General features: G+C 65.0%; 18 protein-coding genes, 1 tRNA gene and 1 pseudogene. 15 read left to right on the top strand and 5 right to left on the bottom strand.

From position 1 onward, the window contains the following. The first annotated feature begins 198 nt into the window (after positions 1-198). From H9638_RS15120 to H9638_RS15105, 4 genes are all read left to right on the top strand, one after another. On the top strand, positions 199-2,118 hold the full coding sequence (locus tag H9638_RS15120; protein ID WP_191748777.1) for an ABC transporter ATP-binding protein: 1,920 nt from the start codon (positions 199-201) through the stop codon (positions 2,116-2,118). Positions 2,119-2,360: 242 nt separating this feature from the next. Further along, positions 2,361-2,795 (top strand): hypothetical protein, encoded by a 435-nt coding sequence (locus tag H9638_RS15115; protein ID WP_066301744.1) that lies wholly within the window; start codon positions 2,361-2,363, stop codon positions 2,793-2,795. Positions 2,796-2,844: 49 nt separating this feature from the next. Next, on the top strand, positions 2,845-3,507 hold the full coding sequence (locus H9638_RS15110; protein WP_318241902.1) for a S26 family signal peptidase: 663 nt from the start codon (positions 2,845-2,847) through the stop codon (positions 3,505-3,507). A gap of 302 nt (positions 3,508-3,809) precedes the next feature. Next, positions 3,810-4,391: a hypothetical protein gene (locus H9638_RS15105; RefSeq protein WP_151724042.1), complete on the top strand. Its 582-nt coding sequence runs from the start codon at positions 3,810-3,812 to the stop codon at positions 4,389-4,391. 69 nt (positions 4,392-4,460) lie between these two features. Here the strand turns inward: H9638_RS15105 and H9638_RS15100 are convergent. Together H9638_RS15100 and H9638_RS15095 are read right to left on the bottom strand one after the other, a co-directional pair. Further along, positions 4,461-4,534, bottom strand: a tRNA-Arg gene (locus H9638_RS15100). Positions 4,535-4,656: 122 nt separating this feature from the next. After that, entirely contained in the window at positions 4,657-5,133 is a 477-nt protein-coding gene (locus H9638_RS15095) for a MarR family winged helix-turn-helix transcriptional regulator (RefSeq protein WP_066301732.1), read from the bottom strand. 90 nt (positions 5,134-5,223) lie between these two features. On the opposite strand from H9638_RS15095, the pseudogene H9638_RS15090 reads away from it, so the two are divergent. After that, positions 5,224-7,185, top strand: a pseudogene (locus H9638_RS15090) (MMPL family transporter); the annotation flags it as partial. A gap of 24 nt (positions 7,186-7,209) precedes the next feature. Here H9638_RS15090 and H9638_RS15085 read toward each other — a convergent pair. Further along, positions 7,210-7,854: a hypothetical protein gene (locus H9638_RS15085; RefSeq protein ID WP_225217498.1), complete on the bottom strand. Its 645-nt coding sequence runs from the start codon at positions 7,852-7,854 to the stop codon at positions 7,210-7,212. Between the two features lie 68 nt (positions 7,855-7,922). Between H9638_RS15085 and H9638_RS15080 the strand changes: the two genes are divergently transcribed. The 5 genes from H9638_RS15080 to H9638_RS15060 all read left to right on the top strand — a co-directional run bounded on the left by H9638_RS15080 (position 7,923) and on the right by H9638_RS15060 (position 15,100). Beyond that, positions 7,923-8,723, top strand: a complete 801-nt coding sequence (locus H9638_RS15080; RefSeq protein WP_191748771.1) for an inositol monophosphatase family protein — start codon at positions 7,923-7,925, stop codon at positions 8,721-8,723. A 79-nt stretch (positions 8,724-8,802) separates the two neighbouring features. Continuing rightward, positions 8,803-11,316 (top strand): DNA helicase PcrA, encoded by a 2,514-nt coding sequence (gene pcrA, locus H9638_RS15075; protein ID WP_191748769.1) that lies wholly within the window; start codon positions 8,803-8,805, stop codon positions 11,314-11,316. A 210-nt stretch (positions 11,317-11,526) separates the two neighbouring features. Further along, entirely contained in the window at positions 11,527-12,696 is a 1,170-nt protein-coding gene (gene sucC / locus H9638_RS15070; protein WP_191748767.1) for an ADP-forming succinate--CoA ligase subunit beta, read from the top strand. Positions 12,697-12,726: 30 nt separating this feature from the next. Further along, a complete protein-coding gene (gene sucD / locus H9638_RS15065) occupies positions 12,727-13,629 on the top strand; it encodes a succinate--CoA ligase subunit alpha (protein ID WP_066301718.1) in 903 nt (300 codons plus the stop codon). Between the two features lie 79 nt (positions 13,630-13,708). Further along, positions 13,709-15,100 (top strand): sugar porter family MFS transporter, encoded by a 1,392-nt coding sequence (locus tag H9638_RS15060; RefSeq protein ID WP_191748765.1) that lies wholly within the window; start codon positions 13,709-13,711, stop codon positions 15,098-15,100. Here H9638_RS15060 and H9638_RS15055 read toward each other — a convergent pair. After that, positions 15,062-15,631, bottom strand: coding sequence for a hypothetical protein (locus H9638_RS15055; protein WP_191748763.1), 570 nt, complete (start codon positions 15,629-15,631; stop codon positions 15,062-15,064). The genes H9638_RS15060 and H9638_RS15055 overlap by 39 nt on opposite strands. Positions 15,632-16,024: 393 nt before the next feature. Between H9638_RS15055 and H9638_RS15050 the strand changes: the two genes are divergently transcribed. Beyond that, entirely contained in the window at positions 16,025-16,663 is a 639-nt protein-coding gene (locus H9638_RS15050) for a TetR/AcrR family transcriptional regulator (protein WP_318241901.1), read from the top strand. Continuing rightward, the gene (locus H9638_RS15045) at positions 16,660-18,306 is read left to right on the top strand and encodes an MDR family MFS transporter (protein ID WP_191748759.1); all 1,647 of its coding nucleotides are present in this window, start codon (positions 16,660-16,662) and stop codon (positions 18,304-18,306) included. The genes H9638_RS15050 and H9638_RS15045 overlap by 4 nt, the downstream gene beginning before the upstream one ends. A gap of 102 nt (positions 18,307-18,408) precedes the next feature. Here the strand turns inward: H9638_RS15045 and H9638_RS15040 are convergent, their stop codons facing one another. Then, positions 18,409-19,539, bottom strand: a complete 1,131-nt coding sequence (locus tag H9638_RS15040) for a VIT1/CCC1 transporter family protein (RefSeq protein WP_191748757.1) — start codon at positions 19,537-19,539, stop codon at positions 18,409-18,411. Positions 19,540-19,872: 333 nt separating this feature from the next. Between H9638_RS15040 and H9638_RS15035 the strand changes: the two genes are divergently transcribed. The 3 genes from H9638_RS15035 to H9638_RS15025 all read left to right on the top strand — a co-directional run bounded on the left by H9638_RS15035 (position 19,873) and on the right by H9638_RS15025 (position 23,705). Further along, complete coding sequence (locus H9638_RS15035) at positions 19,873-21,642, top strand: long-chain-fatty-acid--CoA ligase (RefSeq protein ID WP_191748756.1); 1,770 nt, start codon at positions 19,873-19,875, stop codon at positions 21,640-21,642. Positions 21,643-21,689: 47 nt separating this feature from the next. Further along, positions 21,690-22,835: an AI-2E family transporter gene (locus H9638_RS15030; RefSeq protein WP_191748755.1), complete on the top strand. Its 1,146-nt coding sequence runs from the start codon at positions 21,690-21,692 to the stop codon at positions 22,833-22,835. Between the two features lie 291 nt (positions 22,836-23,126). Beyond that, a complete protein-coding gene (locus H9638_RS15025) occupies positions 23,127-23,705 on the top strand; it encodes a helix-turn-helix domain-containing protein (RefSeq protein ID WP_191748754.1) in 579 nt (192 codons plus the stop codon). Positions 23,706-23,707 lie beyond the last annotated feature (2 nt).

Genomic DNA, 23,707 nt, shown 5'->3' with positions numbered 1-23,707 from the left:
TTCGTTCTGTTTGCCCGGCCGGGTGCGGACCGTTTGCAGTGTATCGCAGCGGCGCCGGGTTATCCGTGGTGCAGGACACAGATGGCGGGCGTGTCTGGTCCGGGGAATTCGCCGGCAGGCCAGGCCGTTATGCCCCGCGTCGGAAGGACTGCGCCAGCACCTAAGCTGGAGGGTGCCATTACGTAAGGAAGCCGTCATATGAGCATGGAAGGCGCGGCTTGGAGTTCCCTCTATAAGATCTCCACCGCCAAAGGATCAGACAACAAAATTTCCCGGGCAACGCTGAAACGGATCGTGGCGTTTGCCGCACCCTACCGGCGGCAGCTCATCGGGTTCCTGCTGCTCTCCATCGGCGGCGCTTTCCTTGCCGTTGCGACACCGGTTTTAGCCGGTGAGGTTGTTAACGCGATTGTCGCCGGAACCGCGGTGGACAGGGTCCTGTGGCTGGCCGGCCTGATCGCCGTGGTGGCGGTGGCCGACGCCGGTGTTTCCCTGGCGACCCGCTGGTTCTCCTCCCGGATCGGCGAGCAGGTGATCCTGGACCTGCGGACAGCCGTGTTCGACCATGTGCAGCGGATGCCGGTTGCCTTCTTCACCCGCACCCGCACAGGTGCCCTGGTGAGCCGGCTGAATAACGACGTCATTGGGGCGCAGCAGGCGTTCAGCGGAACTCTCTCCGGCGTGGTCAGCAACATCGTGGCGCTGGTTCTGACTCTGATAGTCATGCTCACGACGTCCTGGCAGGTGACCGTACTGGCGATGCTCCTGCTGCCGGTGTTCCTCATTCCGGCACGCCGGATGGGCGGCAAGCTGGCGGCACTGCGCCGGGAAGCGGCGAACCACAACGCTTCCATGGGCTCCCAGATGACCGAGCGGTTCTCCGCTCCGGGGGCCACCCTGGTGAAACTCTTTGGGCGGCCCGACCAGGAATCCACCGAGTTCGCGGTCCGCGCCGCCCGGGTGCGGGACATCGGCGTGAAGACGGCGATGATGCAGTCCATCTTTGTCACGGCCCTTACCCTGGTCTCCGCCCTCGCGCTGGCGCTGGTGTATGGACTGGGCGGTTACCTGGCCATGACCGGGACACTGAACGCCGGCGACGTCGTGACCCTGGCGCTGCTGCTGACCCGCCTATACGCACCGCTGACCTCGCTGGCGAACGCGCGGGTAGAGATTATGAGCGCCGTCGTCAGCTTTGAGCGGGTCTTCGAGATCCTGGACCTCAAACCGCTCATCTCGGAAAAGGAACAGCCGGCTGCGGTCCCGGAAGGTCCGCTCGGCGTGGAGTTCAATGACGTGAGGTTCGCCTACCCGACGGCGGACAAGGTCTCCCTTGCCTCCCTGGAGGACGTGGCCGTCCTGGACAGCCGCGGCGGCGAAGATGTGCTGCATGGCATTTCTTTCCGGGTGGAACCCGGGCAGACCGTTGCCCTGGTTGGCAGTTCCGGTGCAGGGAAGTCGACCATCGCCCAGCTGCTCTCGCGGCTGTACGACGTCGACGCCGGTTCCGTCACGTTCTCCGGGACGGATGTCCGGGACCTCAGCTTCGCGGGAATGCGTTCTGCCCTGGGCATGGTCACGCAGGACGGGCACCTCTTCCACGAGAGCATCCGGTCCAACCTGCTGCTTGCTAATCCGGGGGCCAGTGAGCAGGAGATCTGGGATGCCCTGCGCCGGGCACGGCTTGAGCCACTCATCCGGTCGCTGCCGGACGGGCTGGACACCATGGTGGGGGAGCGCGGTTACCGGCTCTCGGGCGGTGAACGCCAGCGCATGACCATTGCGCGCCTGCTCCTGGCCCAGCCACGCATCGTGGTCCTCGATGAAGCCACCGCTGCGCTGGACTCCACCTCGGAAGCAGCCGTCCAAGCTGCCCTGACAGAGGCGCTGCAAGGCCGTACCGCCGTCGTTATTGCCCACCGGCTCTCCACGATCCGCAACGCGGACCGGATCCTGGTGATCGAGGACGGGCGGATCGCCGAACAGGGCACGCACACGCAGCTGCTGGCGCAGGAAGGCCGGTACGCCGAGCTGTACCGCACCCAGTTCGCCGATGGTGACGCTGCCGCTGCCGGCACCGCTGCGGAGCCCGGCGCCTCCGCAGGGGCCACGGCCTAGGACCGGCTGGGCGGCTCTTCGCCGGGAAATGGGCGTGTCCGCCGTCTCGTGCGTTCAGTTTGCATGATCCACACAAATTTTTTATTAATGTTTGTAGCGCCGCACCGGTGGGTGATTCCCCCTGCCGCGGTGGTCCTCGTCCTGGGTGCTGAGCCCAGGCGGCCCTGTCGGCGGTGCTGGCGTGGTCGGAGTTTGTCTGCGCGCTCCTGAAGTGAGCGCCCTTTCGAACACGGAGTGACTACATGCCTTCTACCGATACCCGCAATACCCGCAAGAACCGCAATGTCCGTAAGGCCGCTGCCGCTGCCCTCGCTGCCGCAGGTGTAGCAGGCCTGTCCCTCGCTGCCGCTGCTCAGCTGAACCTCGGCACCGGCAGCCTGGGCGCGGGCACCACCGTCGTCGCCAGCTGCCAGGACGAGGGGACGCCGATCGGCGTCAACTTCGAGACCAGCTTCGCGCCGGGACCTGACGCGGGGTACAAGGCGTCCAGCCTCAACCTCACGTCGATCTCCTCAGCCTGCCAGGGCCTGAAGTACAAGGTGACGCTCTCTGATGCTGACGGCACCGCGCTCGGTGCAGAGGCAACCGGGACCGTGTCCGGAACCTCTGTTACCGTTCCGCTGACCGATGTCCCGGCCTCGGAGGTCTCCAACGTTGCGGTTGTCATCCACTCCTAACCGCAGTGTGATGGCCGAACCGTCCTCAGATGATGGGACGACCGCCGGCGTGCCCCGCGCACGCCGGCTTCGGTCATGGTTTACGGGCGCCGTCCTGGCAGCCTTTGTTGCGGGCCTGTTGTACTTCCTCTGGCCGTCCTCCCTCGGAGGATGCAGCACCCTGACGATCGTTTCAGGACACTCCATGGACCCCACCTACGCCACAGGTGACCTCGTATGGTCCCGCTGTGGGGAGCCTTCCGTCGGCGACATCGTTGTGTACAGCCCGGCGGACACCAACGGTGCGCAGGTGATTCACCGGATTGTCGGCGGAGACGCTGAGTCAGGATGGATCCTGCAGGGGGACAACAACGACTTCCTTGACCCGTGGAAGCCGGATAATTCACAAATCGTCGGAATTGCCGCGGTGCACATCCCGCAGCTGGGAAACATCCTCTACAGCTTTGGCAACCCCGGCGTCTGGGGGTCGCTGCTCATTCTCGCCGCAGCGTTCTTCCTGTGGCCCCAGTCCGGCGAGGAAGAGGCCGCCGAAGCCTCCGAGGGTCCGGATTCCGCGGCCAGCCAGGATTCCGCGGCCGGCCAGGATCACGAGGCTAGCCAGGATCACGAGGCAAGCCAGGATCACGAGGCAAGGCCGGAGTCCGATGCGGCCCCCGGGACGGAGAAGCTGCCCGCCCTCAGCCTGCCTGCCTCAAACTTGCCCACCTCATAATCTGCCCGCGCAAAGGAAGGAGTCCTGCACTGAACCGTCAGGGGTACCGTAACGCGCCCTCACGGCGTCGACCGCTGTCCGCGGCTGTCCTCCTCGCAGCGCTGGTTCTGCTTTTGGTCCTCGCCGTGCACCCGGGCGCAGCCGCGCAGCTTCCGCTTCTGCCCGGAAGCGTCCCGAGCGCCTCTGTCGCCGAGCGGTGTACGCCAGCAGTCAAGGCGACCAACGGGACCACCACCGCAGGCCAGGCGTCCACGGTGACGGTGTCCGGCCTGGGCACCGCCTGCGCAGGCAAGGAACTCGCCTTGACGTTGTTTGATGAAGACGGTGCCGCGTTGGCGGCCGGCTCCACGGATCTGGCGGCGGATGCCAGCGGCTCGGCAACCGTAGCGGTGCCCGCCTATAACCCGGACGACGTCGCGGGCGTAGCGCTGACCATCGGAACCTGGGGGGTCCCCGGAATCTGGACGTACGAGCCGTCTATCGAGGCTCCGATGGTCAGCTGCACTGTGCTCAATGACCCGACGGGCACCAAAACCTGCGACGTCACCGATGTGCGGGTGGATGCCTGGGGCTATCCGGAACCGGACAACTTCAACTTCTACGCAACCGTCACCTCTCCCTCCGAGGCTGAAGACGTTGAATGGGAACTCACGCTCAATCTGGCGGATCCCGGATACAAGCTGAACGCCAACGTGGCGGACAGCAACAACGGCGTGACCCTGGCCCCGGGCTGGTCCTGCTCAGAGATGCCGCTGGTGAAGCTGCGCGGGCAGGAGAGCGTGAGCACCAAATACGTCGGCGGCGGCAAGACCGTAACGGTGTGGGTGCAGGGTAAGGCAGCGTCCAGCCCCACCAGCGGGGGAAGCCTGTTCAACTGCTCCTGACGCGCCGCTGGCAAGCCGGCCGGCAGCAGGCCGTCCAGCAGGAGCTGGACGGCCGCACAAACAAAAAAGTGCCCCCGGCCGGAATCGAACCGACGACCTGCCCTTTAGGAGAGGGCCGCTCTATCCTACTGAGCTACGGAGGCGTGACTGCCGTTGACGGCAGCGATAAACAGCTTACCTGCTTTCATCAGCGGGTGCGGCGGGCGGTGCGCCGGGGTCCGCCGGGGAGGATCGGCGCGGCAGGGTGGCGGCCATACCTCCCGGCCTAGCTGCGGGACTCCTCTTCCAATGCCTGGAGATGAGTGGTGTAGGCCTGCCGCATCCCGGTAAGGAAACTGTGGATGGTGCGCAGCTCGGCCTCCGAGTAGCGGTCCATGACTTCGCTGGTCAGTGCGCCGAGGGGACCGAAGAAGGCGCCGGCCAGCTGGCGTGCAAGGGCCTCGAAGTGAAGGGTGACCTTGCGCCTGTCCTCGTCCGAGCGGGCCCGGTGGATGTGGCCGATGCGCTCCAGGCGGTCGATGACGGCTGTCGTCGCGCCGGTAGAGGTGCCGAGGAGACTGCTGAGCCGGCCCGCGGTGAGGGGCTCGCCGCGTATTTCCGCCTCCATGATCAGGGTCAGGGCGCGCATATCCGTGGAATTCAGGCCGTGGCTGTGCGCGAAAGCATCAGCGACCTGCTGGCCGTCCAGGCCCATGCCCCGGACGGCATTGACGATTTCCCGCCTCAGCTCGTTTGTGTCCACGGTCCCATAGTAGCTTCACCTTGAAGTATCTCTATTTTGGAGATACTTTATTCTCTAGTTACTTTGCCGAGCCCCCACAGGAGATATCAGATGCATGCAGGGATAGTCCGCTCGGCCAAGGCAGCGTGGGTCACGCTGCTCATTGGCCTGGCGGTGATAGTGGGGCTTTTTTCACTCCCCGTGCAGGAGAACGAGGCTTCCACCGTAGGCGGCCTCACCGACAAGTACCAGACTACGCAGGTGCAGGAACTGCTTGATGAGTTCCCCGACGCCCAGCAGTCCACCGCGCTGATCGTGGTGTCCCGCACCGACGGCGCTGCCATGAACGACGCTGACCGCGCGGCCATTGCTGACATCAGCGCGGCCGCAGCGCAGGCCGGGGTTTCGACGCCGCCGGCACAGGTTCCGCCGATCGTCTCGGACAACGGACTGGTGGCGCTGGTTCCGGTAACCCTCCAGGCAGTGAGCGACGACGGCGACGCCGTAGGTGCCGAAGTGGAGAGCCTGCGTGAAGCGATTTCCGGTGCGGCCCCCGAGGGTATTACAGCGGAGCTGACCGGCGGTGCAGCATTTACTGCCGACCTCGCCGGTGTGTTCTCCGGAGCCAACTTCACGCTGCTGACAGTCACGGCCGCCGTCGTAGCCCTGCTGCTCCTGATCACCTACCGCTCGCCGTGGCTCTGGATGGTGCCGCTGGTGGTCGTGGCAGCTGTCGAGCAGCTCGCACTGCGGATGGTGGACTTCCTGGCCCCGGTGTCCGGAATCGAGGTGGACCCCTCCGCCGTCGGCATCACCAGCGTGCTCGTGTTCGGCGCGGCGACCAACTATGCGCTGCTGCTCATTGCCCGCTACCGCGAAGAGCTCCGCGTCCATGAGAGCGTCTTCGAAGCCATGGGCGTTGCCCTGCGCCGCACCCGTGAGGCCATCATCGCCTCCGGCGGCACCGTTATCCTGGCCCTGCTTACCCTGCTCTTTACGGACACCCTCAGCTACCGCGGACTGGGCTTCTCAGCCGCCGTGGGAATCGTCTTCGCCATCCTCAGCGCCCTGTTCCTGCTGCCGGTAGCCCTGGTGCTGCTGGGCCGCAAACTCTTCTGGCCGTTCGTCCCGAAGGTTGGCGACCCGGCCCGCGAGGGCAAGTTCTGGGGCCGCCTCGGTGAAGCCACCGCCCGCCGCCCAAAGACGATCGCCGGGATCGCCGTCGTCGTCCTGCTGGTGATGGCCTCCGGGCTCTTCAGTGCCAAGATCGGCCTCAGCGAGAACGAGCAGTTCACCGAGAAGCCGCAGGCTGTGACCGCTGCCGAAACCCTGGCCGAAGGTTTCCCCGCCGGCTCAACGTCGCCGGTGATCGTGCTGGTCAACTCGGACAGTGCCGACGCGGCTGCCGCGGAACTTGGCGGACTCGACGGCGTCGAAACCGCCACGGTCGCTGCTGAACACAACGGCCTGACCCGGATCGACCTGGTCAGCAGCTACGAAGCCGGCAGCGCGGACGCCAATACCTTCATCGAGGAGCTGCGGACCGATCTGGGCGGGCATCCGGAATATGAGGGAATCGTGGGCGGCGAAGCCGCCGAACGCGTTGACCAGCTCGCGGCAAACACGCATGACGTGACCCTGGTGGTTTCCCTGGTGATCGTGCTGGTCTTCCTGGTGCTGCTGGTCCTGCTGCGCTCCCTGGTTGCCCCGGTACTGCTGGTGGCGTCGGTGCTGCTGACCTTCTTCGCCTCAACCGGCGTGAGCTGGCTGCTATTCGTGAACGTGCTCGGGTTCCCCGCGCTGGATACCCTGACACTGCTTTACAGCTTCCTGTTCCTGGTCGCGCTCGGCGTGGACTACAACATCTTCCTGGTCACCCGTGCCCGGGAGAACGCAGCCACACTTGGCACCCGGAAGGGAATGCTCGCGGCGCTGCGCTCCACCGGCGGTGTGATCACCAGCGCCGGAATCCTGCTGGCCGCCGTGTTCGCCGTGCTCGGTGTCCTGCCGCTGGTCACCCTGACCCAGGTGGGCATCACCGTGGCGATCGGCGTCCTGCTGGACACCCTGGTGGTGCGGACCGTCGTGGTGCCGGCCCTAGCCTTTGTCCTGGGGGAGAAGTTCTGGTGGCCGGGGCGTCCGGGAGCTAAAAACCGCAACCACGGACGCCACGAGGCTCAGCCCGAGCAGGACCCAGCGGGCGACCGTGAGCACGCTGGCCAGGCCGGCATCACCGGCTGAGAGTTCGGCGGCGCCCAGGACGTTGTCAATGGCGACGTTCTCCCACAGATCCACGATCGCGAAGAGGATCGGAGCGGTCCACAACACCCAGCGCAGTGCCTTGCGCTGGGTGTTGAGGCCAATGATCAGCAGCCAGGCGAAGCCGAAAATCAGCGGAAACAGCGTACCCGCCGTTTTATGGACATAGCTGAGCTGGCCGAGGGCATCAGCGTCCAGGGCGGAGCGCAGCGCCGCCAGATGATCCATGCTGTATCCGCCAATCAGCGAGTCAGGCATGGCCAGGCCCCCTGACAGCTGCGTCATCTGGTCAAGCACCAGCAAGTGGTAGTACCAGAACATAAACAGAGCTGTGGCCGCCGCGGCGATCAGGAGCAGATTGGCATTGTTCCTGGCCTGCTGCGGCGTACGTTGCGTCGTTTCGTTGGCGGAGGGCTGAGTGGCGGCAGCGGAAACGGCGTTATCGCCGTGCTTCGCTGCGCGCTGTGCCGGAGTTTTTCCCATACCAACAGTATGGCTGAGGCTGGCTTCGGCATCCCCGGCCCCTCGCCGGGCCGGATAGGGTTGGCAGCATGAGTGCGTTCGCCACCGAATCAGACTTTGTCCTGGCCGCCAGCCTCGTCCGTGAGGCTGGCGCGCTGGCCTTCAAGATGCGGCAGGAAGGGGTAACCGGCACACAGAAAACGTCAGTGTCCGACGTCGTGACAGCCGCGGACCACGCTGCCGAGAAGCTCGTAGTGGACACACTGCGCCAGCTGCGCCCCGAGGACGGGATCATCGGGGAGGAAGGTGCCAGCCACGCGGGCACCTCCGGCCGCACCTGGGTCATCGATCCGGTGGACGGCACCTATAACTTCCTGTCCGGGTCCACCTACTGGTGTTCTGCGCTTGCCCTGCGCACTGACACCGCCGAGTCGCCCGACCGTCTTCCGGAGGTGCTGCTGGGTGCCATCTTCCAGCCCCAGGAGGACAAGCTGTGGCTCGGCGGGCCGGGCAGGCCCGCCACACTGAACGAAGAGACGCTGCCCACCCTCGCCGATGCCGGGCTGGGCGGGCTCAGCGCCGGAACCTACCTGCATCCGACCTGGCTGCAGCGGGAGGAAGTTGCCGGCCCGTGGAAACAGGCAGCGCAGGCGGCGGCCACCATCCGGATGCTCGGCTCCGGTTCCTGTGATCTGGGATCCGTCGCCACAGGGGCACTGGGAGCCTGGTTCCAGCACAGCTGCCCGGAGTGGGACTGGCTGCCGGGCAAGGCCATCGTCGAAGCTGCCGGCGGAACCACGGCGATCCAGGAGGTTCACGGCTTCCGCTGGCACATCGCCGGCCCAGCCGCTGCCGTCCGGGAAATCCAGCGCCTGCTGGCCGGGAACTAGCACCCGGGAGCGCACATTCCCCCGCTCCCGGAGGCTCTCCGGGAAATTGTCCGAGGCAGGACCTAGACTTAACCGCACCATGGACTATCTCTTTGATCCGTACTTCTCCACGCCCGGCAAGTCCAAGACCTCTCCTGGGTCCGCCAAGGACGAGGCTGCTCCCGGTGGTGGCGCCGCCGTTTCCGAGGCCGCCGCGCCCGTATCGCAGGCCCGCGGCGAGCACCATTCCGGGCATTCTCCGCGCGTCGACGAAGCCCGTGCGGCGGACCTCCTGCGCGGCCTGAACCCGCAGCAGAAGGAAGCGGTCAAGCATGGCGGTTCGCCGCTGCTGATCGTCGCCGGTGCCGGCTCCGGCAAGACCCGGGTGCTCAGTCACCGGATCGCCTACCTGATGGCGACCGGCCGGTCCAACCCGGGGCAGATCCTGGCCATCACCTTCACCAACAAGGCCGCGGCGGAGATGCGTGAACGCATCGAATCACTGGTGGGCGGCGTTGCGAAGACCATGTGGATCTCCACCTTCCACTCCTCCTGCGTGCGGATCCTGCGCCGCGAGGCAAAGACCGTGGGGATGAACTCCAACTTCTCCATCTACGACTCCGCGGACACGCTGCGGCTGATCACCCTGGTGGCGAAGGGCCTGGACCTGGACCCCAAGCGGTTTGCGCCCAAGGCCATCGCCAACAAGATCTCCGGGCTCAAGAACGAGCTGATCGACGACGAGTCCTACGCTTCCAGCGCCAACTACTCGGATCCCTTCGAACAGGCTGTCGCCCAGGTCTACACGGGGTACACCCAGCGAATGCGACAGGCCAACGCGATGGACTTCGACGACCTGATCGCCCAGACCGTCTTTATGTTCCGGGCTTTCCCCGGTGTGGCCGAGTATTACCGGCGCCGCTTCCGCCACATTCTGGTGGACGAGTACCAGGACACCAACCACGCCCAGTATGCGCTGGTGCGCGAACTCGTGGGTGTACCGGGGGAGGGGCAGCTGGATATTCCGCCGGCCGAGCTCACCGTGGTGGGCGATTCCGACCAGTCCATCTACGCCTTCCGCGGCGCGGACGTACGCAACATCGTGGATTTCGAGAAGGACTACCCGTCTGCCCGCACCATCCTCCTGGAGCAGAACTACCGTTCCACCCAGACCATCCTCACGGCCGCCAACGCCGTGATCTCCCGGAACCCGAACCGGCCGGAGAAAAAACTCTGGACGGCAGAGGGCGACGGCGCCAAGATCGTGGGCTACGTCGGTGAGAATGAACACGAGGAAGCCCGGTTCATCGCCGAGGAGATCGACCGCCTGCAGGATGAGGAAAACCTGCGGCCGGGCGACGTCGCCATCTTCTACCGCACCAATGCCCAGTCCCGTTCGCTTGAAGACGTGCTGGTGCGCGTCGGCCTGCCCTACAAGGTGGTCGGCGGCACCCGGTTCTACGAACGCAAGGAAATCAAGGACGCGCTGGCTTACCTGCGGGTGCTGGCGAACCAGGACGACGTCGTGAACCTGCGCCGCATCCTCAACGAGCCCAAGCGCGGAATCGGGGACCGCGCCGAGTACTCCGTGGCCGCCCTCGCTGAACGCGAGCGGATCAGTTTCATGGAAGCGCTGCGCCGAGCCGAAGACGCGCCCGGCCTGGCCACCCGCTCCCTGAACGCCGTCAACGGCTTCGTCAAACTCATCGATGACCTGGCCGAGGTAGCATCCGGATCCGGCGCTTCCGCGGCCCTGGAAGCCGTACTGGAACAAACCGGCTACCTGGCGCAGCTGCGCTCCAGCAGCGATCCGCAGGACGAGTCCCGGGTGGAAAACCTCGCGGAACTCGTTGCCGTGGTCCGGGAATTTGAGCGGGACAACCCCGAGGGGACTCTGTCCGAGTTCCTGGAACAGGTGTCCCTGGTGGCCGATGCGGACCAGATTCCCGATGCGCCGGAAGGCTCGGCCGAAGAGGTCGCCGCAGCAGTGGAGGAATCCCGCCGGCAGGGTGTGGTCACCCTGATGACGCTGCACACCGCGAAGGGCCTGGAGTTCCCGGTGGTGTTCCTCACCGGCATGGAGCAGGGCATCTTCCCGCACCAGCGGTCCGCCACCGATCCGGCGGAACTGGCGGAAGAACGCCGCCTGGCGTACGTCGGACTCACCCGTGCCCGCGAACGGCTGTACGTGACGCGCTCGGAGGTGCGCAGCATGTGGGGGCAGAGCCAGTACAACCCGGCCAGCCAGTTCCTGGGCGAGGTGCCGGCGGAACTGATCGAGTGGAAACGCGAAGGCATGGACCGGCCGGCGTGGGGCGGAGGAAGCAGCATCACCTCCAGCCGCTACAGCGGATCACACTGGGGTGCCGGGTCGCCGTCGTCCACCGGCGGCAGCATTGCTGCCGCACCGGTGGCCAAGGCGATGGGCCGGGTGCAGCCGCAGAAGGAAGTCATCTCCGTGGTGGTGGGGGACAAGGTCAACCACACGTCCTTCGGGCACGGCACGGTCCTCGCCGTCGAGGGCGCCGGGGACAAAACAGTGGCAAAGGTGAAGTTCGATGCCGGGGAGAAGCGCCTGCTGCTGCGCTACGCCCCGCTCACCAAGGAGGGCTGACGGGCCCATTGGATCCGCTGGCGCCATAGCCGAAGGACGCCTTTTTCTACAAACCATAGAACTGTGCGCTTCGTCACTAAAGCGGTACTCTGTGAGGGGCCTCCGGCGCCAAGGGACTAAAGTTCCTTTGGAGCAGCCCGGCTTCACGCATCTGCTTCCCGATCAGCTGATCGACTGTAAACCTACTTCGACGTAGAAGGACACTAGCCCGTGGACCTGTTTGAATATCAGGCGCGCGATCTGTTTGAGGCGCACGGTGTACCCGTGCTTGCCGGAATCGTGGCGCACACTCCTGAAGAAGCCAAAGCTGCTGCTGAGAAGATCGGCGGCGTCGTAGTCGTTAAGGCTCAGGTTAAGGTCGGAGGCCGCGGCAAGGCCGGCGGCGTCAAGGTAGCCAAGACCGCTGATGAAGCTTTCGAGCACGCCAGCAACATCCTCGGCATGGACATCAAGGGCCACACCGTCAACAAGGTGATGATTGCCCAGGGTGCGGACATCGCCGAGGAATACTACTTCTCGGTCCTGCTGGACCGCGCGAACCGCAACTACCTGGCTATGTGCTCGGTTGAAGGCGGCATGGAGATCGAGCAGCTGGCTGTGGAGCGTCCCGACGCCCTGGCCCGCGTCGCCGTGGACCCAGCCGTCGGAATCGACCAGGCCAAGGCAGAAGAGATCGTCGACGCAGCCGGTTTCGCGCCGGAACTCCGCGAAGGCGTGATCAACGCGATCATCAAGCTGTGGGATGTCTTCGTCAAGGAAGACGCCACCCTGGTTGAGGTCAACCCGCTGGTCAAGACCGGCGCCGGCGACATTGTCGCCCTGGACGGCAAGGTCTCCCTGGATGAGAACGCCGACTTCCGCCAGCCCGGCCACGCCGACCTGGAGGACAAGGACGCCGCGGATCCGCTGGAAGCCAAGGCCAAGGAGAACGACCTCAACTACGTCAAGCTCGACGGCGAAGTAGGCATCATCGGCAACGGTGCAGGCCTGGTGATGTCCACCCTCGACGTGGTGGCCTATGCCGGCGAAAAGCACGGCAACGTCAAGCCCGCCAACTTCCTGGACATCGGCGGCGGAGCCTCGGCTTCCGTTATGGCCGCCGGCCTGGACGTCATCCTCAACGATGAGCAGGTCAAGTCCGTATTCGTGAACGTCTTCGGTGGCATCACCGCCTGTGACGCCGTCGCCAACGGCATCGTCAAGGCCCTGGAGATTCTCGGCGACGAGGCCAACAAGCCGCTGGTTGTCCGCCTGGACGGCAACAACGTCGAAGAAGGCCGCCGCATCCTGGCCGAGGCCAACCACCCGCTGGTTACCCTCGCCACCACCATGGACAACGGCGCCGACAAGGCTGCCGAGCTCGCCAACGCAGCTCGCTGACCGAGCCGACCCCAGAAAGAGAAAACACACATGTCTATCTACTTGAACAAGGACTCCAAGGTCATCGTTCAGGGCATCACCGGCGGCGAAGGCACCAAGCACACCGCCCTGATGCTCAAGGCCGGAACCCAGGTTGTTGGTGGCGTGAACGCCCGCAAGGCCGGCACCACCGTTACCCACGGCGACGTTGAGCTGCCCGTCTTCGGCACTGTTGCTGAAGCGATCGACAAGACCGAAGCCGACGTTTCGATCGTCTTCGTTCCGCCGGCCTTCACCAAGGATGCGGTCATCGAAGCTATCGACGCCGGCATCGGCCTCGTTGTGGTCATCACCGAAGGTGTTCCGGTCCAGGACTCCGCCGAATTCTGGGCCCACGCCCAGTCCAAGGTGGACGCTGACGGCAACCAGGTGACCCGCATCATCGGCCCGAACTGCCCGGGCATCATCACCCCCGGTGAAGCACTGGTGGGCATCACCCCCGCCAACATCACCGGTAAGGGCCCGATCGGCCTCGTCTCCAAGTCGGGCACCCTGACCTACCAGATGATGTACGAACTGCGTGACCTTGGCTTCTCCACCGCCATTGGCATTGGCGGAGACCCGGTCATCGGCACCACGCACATCGATGCCCTCGCAGCCTTCGAAGCTGACCCCGAGACCAAGGCGATCGTGATGATCGGCGAAATCGGCGGCGACGCAGAAGAGCGTGCCGCAGAGTTCATCAAGGCCAATGTCACCAAGCCGGTTGTTGGCTACGTGGCTGGCTTTACGGCTCCCGAAGGCAAGACCATGGGCCACGCCGGTGCCATCGTCTCCGGTTCAGCCGGAACCGCCCAGGCCAAGAAGGAAGCCCTCGAGGCTGCAGGCGTGAAGGTCGGGAAGACCCCGTCTGAAACCGCTGACCTGCTGCGCGAGGTTTTCGCAGCTCTGTAGGCTCCCTCAGCACAACCCCCGTGTTCGGATAACTCCGGTGCACGGGGGTTTTGTGCGTCTCACTGCACGAAAGAACACCATGCACCAAACTCCCACTGCCCCCGCCGTGCCCACCGTCGGCCACCGGAATACGCTCCGCCGGGCGACCTGGATCGCCACCTTGGGCGGCTTCCTCTTCGGTTATGACACCGGCGTGATCAATGGTGCCCTGCCGTACATGCAGGACGATCTGGGCCTGACCCCGTTCACCGAAGGCCTGATCACCTCCAGCCTGCTGTTCGGCGCGGCGTTCGGTGCGCTGGGAGCCGGGCAGCTCGCGGACCGGCTCGGCCGGCGGCGGCTGCTGATCATCCTGGCCGGGGTCTTCCTGCTGGGCGCGGCGGGCACCGCTGCGGCTCCCGGTGTTGGACTGATGGTCCTGGCCCGTGTGGTCCTGGGCCTGGCCGTGGGCGGCGCGTCCGCCGTCGTCCCGATGTTCCTGGCGGAACTGGCACCGGCGGCCCGCCGCGGCCAGGTGGTGACGCGGGACCAGCTGATGATCGTCAGCGGGCAGCTGGCGGCGTTCGTCTGCAACGCCGTCATTGGCAATCTTTGGGGCGAAGAGGGCAACGTCTGGCGCTGGATGCTGCTGGTTGCCACGCTGCCGGCCATCGCGCTGTGGATCGGCATGAACTTTGTGCCGGAAAGTCCCCGCTGGCTCGGTTCCAAAGGCCGCTATGCGCAGATGCTCACCGAACTGCAGCGGATCCGCAGTGCCGAAGACGCACAGGCGGAATACGAGGAGGCCAAGGCACTGGCCAGCGGTGTCCCCACCCGCACCGGCCGCTTGAAGGATTTCGCCGAACCGTGGCTGATGCGGGTCCTGCTGATCGGCATGGGACTCTCCATCGTCCAGCAGATCACCGGCGTCAACGCGATTATCTATTACGGCACGCAGATCCTGGCCGACGCCGGATTCGGCACCGAAGCGGCGCTGACCGCCAACATCGCCAACGGCGTCGTGTCAGTCGGTGCCGCCCTGCTGGGCATCTGGCTGCTCGGCAAGGTGGGGCGCCGGCCCATGCTGATGACCGGATTGATCGGCACCTGCAGCACGCTCGCCATCATCGGCGTCGCCTCGATTCTGCTGCCGGAGGGCCCCGCCCGGGGTTTCACCGTCCTGTCCATGACGGTGCTGTTCCTGGCCTTCCAGCAGGGCGCCGTTTCCCCGGTGACCTGGCTGATGCTCTCGGAGATCTTCCCGCTGCGCGTCCGGGGCCTGGGGATCGGGCTGTCGGTATTTGTGCAGTGGATGGCGAACTTCGCGGTGGGATTCTCCTTCCCGATGCTGATGTCCGCCCTGGGGATCTCCACCACGTTCTTCATTTTCGTGGCGCTGGGGATCTGCGCCGTCCTGTTCGTGAAGCGGTACCTGCCGGAGACCCGGGGGCTGTCATTGGAGGAAGTCGAGCTTCAACTGCGCAGGGCCTAGCCCCGGGGAGCAGGGGCTGCTGATTTCCAGCAGCTGCCGGTACTCGTTGGCCGAGTAGAGCACAGTGCTCCCGGCATAGGCGCCGAAAAACGTGAAGTCCGTCTCCGGCGGGGCATCGGGGCCGGGGGTTAGTGCCGAGAGCATATCGGTTCCGGCTGAGCGAAGCGCCTGCTGGGCCTGGTCGCGGGCGCGTTCAGGCCCAGCCGGCGGCGGGCCGGTGAACGCCGTCGCGAGCTGGTGCCGGCGTGGGCCGGCACGCTCCGCGGTGCAGGGGATAAGACGCGGTGTGGGCGTATCTGCGGCCGAATACTGCGTTCCGTCCACGTACGTCCAGCCCGGGTTCCCGAAGCGCTCCATCAGGACCCGCGCAAGCTGCTGCTGTCCGGACGCGATTTCTGCTGCTGAAAGCTCGGCGCCGCCGGCTGGGGGACCGGCGGCGGGGGCAGCAGGCGGCGGAGTTCCACCTGATCCTGCTACCAGCACGATCCCCGCGGCAAGCACACACAGGGAACGCGGATCCGGCCTTTTCATCTGCGGCATTCTGCAGGTGCTAAGGCGTCATGTCGAGGGTAGGGGATTACACCGGCCGGGTGCAGGGCCGAAGCCGGCTCCAGTTACGCCGGCACAGCGTCCTGGGCAGCCGTTCCTTCGGAACCAGCCGGACGGGTGTCCCCTTGCAGTGCCTAAGCATTTTTCACCTATGTGTCCTCGTCAGTTCCTTGCCAGTCCTGCCGGAAAGCCCATCCATCTCACCGAAGAACGCTGGGGTTGTTCGGCTGTAACCCCCAAAAACCCCCAAAAACAACGCTAGGCCGGATTTTGGAATCTGCACATGGGGAGAACTACCCATGTAGAGTCCACAAGTTCTTGCACGTCTGCAATTTTGCAGTTGTGAAAAATTCCTGCGGGTGTCAAAGTAGTTCGGTGAGTCAACAACTTTCCCTCCGTGATCGCAAACGCGCCGAAACCTGGGCTGCGCTGCATGCCGCTGCTGCACGCCGCGCGATCAAGGACGGATTGGAATGCGTAAACGTTGAAGTGGTTGCCGAGGAGGCAGGCGTCTCAACACGCACGTTCTTCAACTACTTCCCCTGCAAGGAAGATGCTGTCCTGGGCCTCCAGGAACCCTCAGTGGAACAAGCCGCTCTCGACGCCTTCGATATTGAAGGGGATCTGCTCACGGAAGTGAGCCGGCTCATGCTGTCGGTACTGCGCACCCTGCAGGGTGGTGATGACTCTAATGAGCTCCGCAGCCAGATTTATCAGGCCTATCCACACCTGATGCACCGGCGGTACCAGTACATCCTCAAGGTCGAGCAACTGGTCCTTGAGACCGTGCGCGCCCAGCTGGGGGAGTCGCGCCGTTGGAAGGAACAGGCGCCGGGCTCGGCATGGCAAGGGCACAGCGTTGACGACGTGGCCTTCACCATCGTGCTCGCCGCCAGTACCCGCATGCGTTACGTCATGCAGAAAACCTGGTCCAACCCCACCCACACACTTCAGTTCGAGGCTCTCGGGGAGGGCCTTGAACTTCTCCGAGACGTTTTCAAGGAAGTCCTATGACGCGAACAGGTGCTGACGCAGCCCACAAGAGCACCGGGAAGCAACCCAGCCTGGTCCTGGTATTTACCGCCCTGGTCCTGGCCATGCTCCTTTCGGCGCTCAACCAGACCATCCTGGGCACCGCCCTGCCCACCATCGTTGGCGAACTCAACGGCGCGAACCTGATGCTCTGGGTGATCACGGCGTTCATCCTGGCCTCCACGGTGATGATGCCGATCTACGGGAAGCTGGGCGACCTCATCGGCCGCAAGTACCTGTTGGTGGCTGCCATCCTCATCTTCCTGGCCGGTTCAGTGGTCGGTGCCCTGTCTCCGGACATGACCTGGCTGATCATCGCCCGGGTTATTCAGGGGCTCGGCGCCGGCGGCCTGATGATTCTGTCCCAGGCGATTATTGCCGACGTCGTTCCGGCGCGTGAGCGCGGGAAGTACATGGGGTGGATGGGCGGCGTGTTCGCCTTCTCCTCGGTTGTGGGACCGCTGATCGGCGGTTGGCTGACCGAGGGGCCGGGCTGGCGCTGGGCGTTCTGGTTCAACATTCCGGTGGGCGTACTCGCGCTGCTCGGCGCGTTGTTCTTCCTCAAGCCGCGGGCCGTTACGTCGCGCCCCCGGATCGACTTCTGGGGAATGGTGTTCATCGCCCTGGCCACCACCGGCCTTGTGCTCGTCAGCAGCTGGGGCGGCAGCACCTACGCCTGGAGCGATCCGATCATCCTGGGCCTGATCGCCGGTACGGTCATCGCCTCAGTGATCTTTGTGATGGTCGAGCGCCGCACCGCGGAGCCCATCATTCCGATGGAGCTCTTCCACGACCGCAACTTCAACCTCGCAACGGCCTCCGGCCTGCTCACCTCCGTCGCCATGTTCGGGGCCATCGGCTACCTGCCGACCTACCTGCAGATGGCTACCGGTGCCAGTGCCACGGAAGCCGGCATGCTGATGATCCCCATGATGGGCGCCCTGCTCTTTACCTCTGTGCTCTCCGGCTCCCTGGTCTCCAAGACCGGCCGTTACAAGTGGATGCCGATTACCGGCTCCGCCATCATGGTGCTGGCACTGTTCCTGATGGGCACCATTACCGCTGACTCCCCGGTCTGGCAGCTGTGCGTCTACATCGGCATCCTGGGGCTGGGCCTTGGCCTGAACATGCAGATCCTGGTCCTGGTGGTGCAGAACTCCTTCCCGCTGCGCCAGGTGGGTACAGCCACCGCCGCGAACAACTATTTCCGCCAGATTGGCGCCACCCTCGGTTCTGCCGTGGTGGGCAGCCTGTTTGCCCATCGGCTGACGGACCTGCTGGGCGAGCGGCTGCCCGCGGATGCCGCATCTGCCACCGGAGGCGGAAACTCGCTGACACCGAAGCTTGTCCACGAACTGCCGGAAGCGGTCCAGGACATCATCATCCGTTCCTACAACGAAGCGCTGATCCCGTTGTTCCTGTTTATGGTGCCGTTGGCGGTAGTTGCCACGATCCTGTGCCTGTTTATCAAGGAAAAGGCGCTGGCCACCAGGCTGGAACCGGAGGTCATGCCGGAGGCGATCGGTGAGGGCAACGTCCTGATCAGCACCGAGGACGAAGGCAACGGTCCCAGCACCACGGAACTGCGCCAGGTTGGCCACGCATCTGCCGGCCCAAAGGCCTAGAACCCGGTTCCACCGGGCGGGTCCAAAATATCTCAAAAAACAGGGAGCCTTCTGACTGGTCAGAAGGCTCCCTGTCCGTTCGTATCCGCCGGGCAGGTTGGCTCAGACGGTGCCGGTGCCGACGAACGTCCCCAGCAGATAAGTTGCTGCGGCCGCGCCCAGGCCGATGGCCAGCTGCCGCAGCGCACGCTTGAGGGGCGACGCTCCGGAGAGCAGGCCGACAACGCTGCCGGTGAGCAGCAGCGCCAGGCTGACGAGGACGCAGGAGAGGACGACGGCGCTGATGCCGGTCATGCCGAAAATGTAGGGCAGCACCGGAATGATGGCGCCCGAAGAGAAGAAGCAGAAGCTGGAAGTCGCAGTTCCCAGGCCCGTCCCCACGCTTTCATTTGCGTCCGTCGAGGCTTCCTCCTCCTGCTCCGGATTCAGGGACAGCGACGGATCGCAGTCACAGTTGAACAGCCCCAGGCGTTCGGCGGCGCGGTGTTCCGCCGCTTCCCGGGACATACCCCGGGCACGGTAGACAAGCACAAGTTCGTTGGCATCGATGTCCAGGGATTTTGCTGCGGAGAGGGTCACCTGGGTGGGCTTGGATGCCTCGAGCAGCTCACGCTGGGACCGGACTGACACGTATTCGCCGGCGCCCATCGAGAGGGCGCCTGCCAGTAGTCCGAGGATGCCGCTGAAGAGGATCAGTCCGCTGGAAACCCCTGTGGCACCGATTCCCATCACGAGCGCAAGATTGGAGACAAGCCCGTCGTTGGCTCCGAAAATGGCGGCCCTGAAGTTTCCGGAAAGGCGGATCCGCCCGCGCGTCGCGAGCCCGCGGACCACCTCCTCATGGATCTGCTCATCCGCCGCCATGGCACTGGTGGCGCTCGGCTCGCTGCTATAGGGCGAACGTCCTTCCGCCCGCTGGGCCAGGGCCAGGACGAACACTGATCCGAAACGCCGGGCCAGCAGCCCGAGCACCCGGTTCCGGAAAGACGGCCGCCCGGGCTTGTCCGCTTCCGGGCCAAGGAGCTGGCGCCAGTGTTCTTCATGGCGGCCTTCGGCGTCGGCCAGGGCCAGCAGGATGTCCCGCTCTTCGCCCTCCCGGCGTTCAGCGAGGTAGCGGTAGGTAGCGGCTTCGGCCTGTTCATCGGCTAGGTATTGCCGCCAGCGCCGGCGGTCGGCCGCGCTGGGGTGGGGTTGGCCAGGGGATAGGGGCCCCGGCCCCGGTGGGGTAGTCACAAACGCTCCTGGTCATGGCCGGAGCGGCAGGGGGCTCCGGCCAGCTGTTGGGATACTGGCCGAAGGTCTCGCTCGCCGGGTGCGGTGCACCAGCGGTGGACTGCCGGGCTGCTGCTGCAGCCAGTATGTCGACAGGCCTCGGAATCGCAGCCAATTTCGGCGCGGCCGCAGCCGAAAACTAAAATTGGAGTGAGACCGGAGCTACTCCCCTTCGGTTTTCCAGTGTAGCCGAGAACACGGCGCGATTCCCTGAGGAGGGCCAACTGTGATGGGCGTGAAAGCAGCTGTGGCCGGGTGCCTGATCCCGGCCCCGCACCGGATAGAGTTCAACTCGTGAGTAAAGCTGCAAAAGCACTCTTTGACCACCGGCCCTGGATCCGGCACTACGCCGAGGGCGTTCCGGCGGACCTGGTGCTTCCCGAGGGCTCCCTGATTGACATGGTTGAGACCTCAGTCAGTAAATACGGGTCTAAACCCGCACTGCAGTTCTTCGGTGCCGCCACGTCCTACCGGGACCTGGGGGAGCAGATCCGCCGGGCGGCTGCCGGCCTGAAACGGCTGGGCGTCCGCAAAGGGGACCGGGTTGCGCTGGTGCTGCCGAATTCCCCGCAGCACGTCGTGGCGTTTTATGCTGTGCTGCGCCTGGGCGCGGTGGTCGTGGAACACAATCCGCTGTACACCGACAGGGAACTGCGCCACCAGTTTGAGGACCACGGGGCCACCGTGGCCATCGTCTGGGACAAGTCCGTGGACCGGGTCCAGTCCCTCCCCGCGGATATCCCGGTCCGCACGATTGTGTCCGTGGACCTGATTAGTGCCATGCCCCGGCTGACCCAGCTGGCGCTGAAGCTTCCACTGCCGGCAGTCCGCAAAAGCCGGAAGGCGCTCGCAGCGGACAAGTTGCCCCGCAGTGCCGGACGCCGGGTCCTGACCTGGAAGAAGCTGTTGGAGAACAGGCCGCTGCCGCGGCGGCATCCTAAGCCCAAAGCTGAGGATCTCGCGGCAATCCAGTACACATCCGGGACGACGGCGGATCCCAAGGGTGCCATGCTCACCCACGGAAACCTGATGGCGAACGCCGCCCAGGGCCGTGCCTGGATCCCCGGGGTGCGCCCTGGCAAGGAGACGGTCTACGGTGTCCTGCCCATGTTCCACGCCTATGGACTGACGCTCAGCCTCACCTTCGCCATGAGCATCGGGGCACGGCTGGTCCTGTTCCCGAAGTTCGACGTCGACCTGGTCCTGAAGGCCGCCCGCAAGACTCCGCCCACCTTCCTGCCGGCGGTCCCGCCGATCTATGACCGGATAGTGGCTGGAGCCGAGCAGGCGGGCGTGTCCCTGAAGGGAGTCCGCTTCGCCATCTCAGGTGCCATGAACCTCCCGGCGGCAACGGTCGAGGCATGGGAAAAAGCGACCGGCGGATATCTGATCGAGGGATACGGCCTGACGGAAACCTCGCCCGTGGCCCTGGGCAATCCCATGGGCCCGACCCGCAAACCCGGAACCGTGGGTGTGCCATTCCCGCTCACCGACATCAAAGTGGTCGATCCGGAGGATCCCACCAAGGAACGGAAGCGCGGAGAGGCAGGAGAACTGCTGATCCGCGGCCCCCAGGTGTTCCAGGGCTACTGGAATAAACCCGTGGAAACACGTGCGGCGCTGCTCGACGGCGGCTGGTTCCGGACCGGAGACATTGTCTCGGTGGATGACGACGACTTTGTCACCATCCGTGACCGGATCAAGGAACTGATTATCACGGGCGGGTTCAATGTGTCTCCCTCCGAAGTGGAAGAAGCCCTGAAGCGGCACCCGGCCGTCGCCGAAGCAGCAGTAGTGGGCCTCACCCGCACGGGCGGCGGCGAGGACGTGGTGGCCGCCGTCGTGGCCAAGCCCGATGCGGTCTTCGACCCCGACGAACTCCGTTCCTTCGTCCGCAACGAACTGGCCGCCTACAAGGTCCCGCGCCGGATCGTGCAGATTCCGGACCTGCCCCGTTCGCTGATCGGGAAGGTCCTCCGGCGGCACGTGCGCGAATCGCTGCTGGGCAACGAGAACAAAGACAAAGACACAGGCACCGGCCACGAGGCCGGACCCGCAACCTAAAGCCGGCACTGCAACCGGACCGCAACCCAATGGGGGAAACACACACGATGGACAGCCAGCCTGGTTCCGGGCCCAACCTATCCCAACCGCGCCGCTACTGGGAGGACGGCCTCGGCCATGCCGCCCTGCGGTCGGCGCAGGTACTGCTGGTGCTGCTGCTGGTCAGCCTCGGCGTCTTCGCCCTGACCCGGATAAGCCTGGTTGTTATCCCCGTGCTCCTGGCCCTCATTCTCGCTGCGGCCATTGCGCCGTTCGTCAACTGGCTTCGGCGCAAGGGCTGGCCGGGGGCGCTGGCGACGGGAACTTCTTTCCTGCTCCTGCTGGGTGTTTTCGGCGGACTGGTCACGGGAATCGTCTTCGCGATCCGCAGTGAATGGTCCACGCTGGTGGACCAGGCAGCTGCGGGGTTCAACAAGCTCTATGACCTTGTACAAAGCAGCCCTTTCGCCATCGATTCCGATGCGATCGAGGATGCCCGGGACGCGGTGCTGGACTTCGCGACTTCCAGCACCGTCGGCAACGGCGCCATCGCCGGCCTGAGCGCTGCAGGGTCCTTTGCCACCGGATTTTTGCTGATGGCCGTGGTTCTCTTCTACTTCCTGAAGGACGGGGACCGGATCTGGGCGTTCATGCTGCGCTGGTTCCGGGGCGAAAGGCTGGAGAAGGCCACGCTTGCCGGAAACAGGACCATGGAGGTGCTTGGCAGTTATGTCCGCGGTACGGCGATCGTCGCGGCCGTGGATGCGGTCTGCATCGGCGCCGCACTGTTCATTCTGGGTGTTCCGCTGGCACTGCCGCTGTCCGTGATCGTTTTTGTCGGTTCGTTCATTCCGTTGGTTGGTGCGACGGCGGCAGGCATCCTGGCCGCGCTCATCGCGCTGGTTGCCAACGGTCCCCTCGTCGCGCTGATCGTCGTCATTGTGATCATCGCCGTGAACCAGCTCGAGGGGAATTTCCTGCAACCGGTCGTGATGGGCAAGACCCTCAGCATTCACGCTCTGGTTATCCTGCTGGCGCTGACCGCCGGCACTATCCTGGCCGGCATCATCGGGGCGATCCTTTCCGTACCGATTGCGGCCGTCACCTGGGCCATTATCAAGGTCTGGACCGGTGAGGACACCGGTGATCCCGCCGAACCGGCCGAAGTGGCGGAGTCAGCCGACGCTGACGTGGCGCAGGACTCCACGCCGTAAAAAGCACCGGGCCCGGACGGGCAGGGGATGATCCGTCCGGACCCGATGCAGCTAATGGGGCCGCCCAGCCGGCGGCTTCAAGCCGTTTTGCTGCAAGAGGTGTTTGCCGCGAGGAAACGATTGTTTACCCGTACGCTAGTGTGCGCGGTGGGACTGGTCAAAAACCGTGAAATACAGCAGCCGAACTTCGACTTCTCAGCGGCGCCGGGCGACATCTTCTTTCCCTCAAATTCTTCTGCCCGCGAGTCCCGGGTATGCTCGCGGAACGGCGAGGAAAGGAGCTGCCAGCCAATGAAGGCACTCGCAATTGAGCCCAGCAACGCGCCGCTGGCCATCGGATCCCGGATCCGGACTGCACGCCAGGCCCGCCATCTCACGATCGAGCAGGTGGCTGACTCCACCGGCCTGACCAAAGGGTTTCTCAGCAGGGTTGAGCGTGACCTCACCTCACCGTCCGTCGCCTCCCTGGTGACTCTGTGCCAGGTCCTGTCCATCTCCATCGGCGATCTTTTCGTCCCGCCCGAAACCACCTTGGTCCGCTGGCCCGAAGCACCCGGGATTAACCTGGGCGGCGACGGCATCAACGAACGGCTGGTTACCCCGCGCACCGAACGCCGGGTTCAGGTGATCCGCTCGCAGATAGTGCCCGGCGGATCAGGGGAATCGGATTTGTATTCCGTGGACTGCGACGTCGAGGTGCTACACGTGGCCGAGGGCCGCCTGGACCTGGTTTTCACCACCGAAACCATGGCCCTGACGGCCGGGGATACTGTCACGTTCCCGGGGAAGGAACCGCACTCCTGGCGGAACCCCGATGACAGTGCCGCCGCCGTCGTGATCTGGACACTGGTTAGTCCCGGCACCGCTTAGAC

The organism is Arthrobacter pullicola (genome assembly GCF_014836875.1).
GTDB classification, from domain to species: domain Bacteria; phylum Actinomycetota; class Actinomycetes; order Actinomycetales; family Micrococcaceae; genus Arthrobacter_B; species Arthrobacter_B pullicola.
Note: the sequence above shows the minus strand (reverse complement) of the source record. Positions and strands in the feature narration are given on the sequence as shown.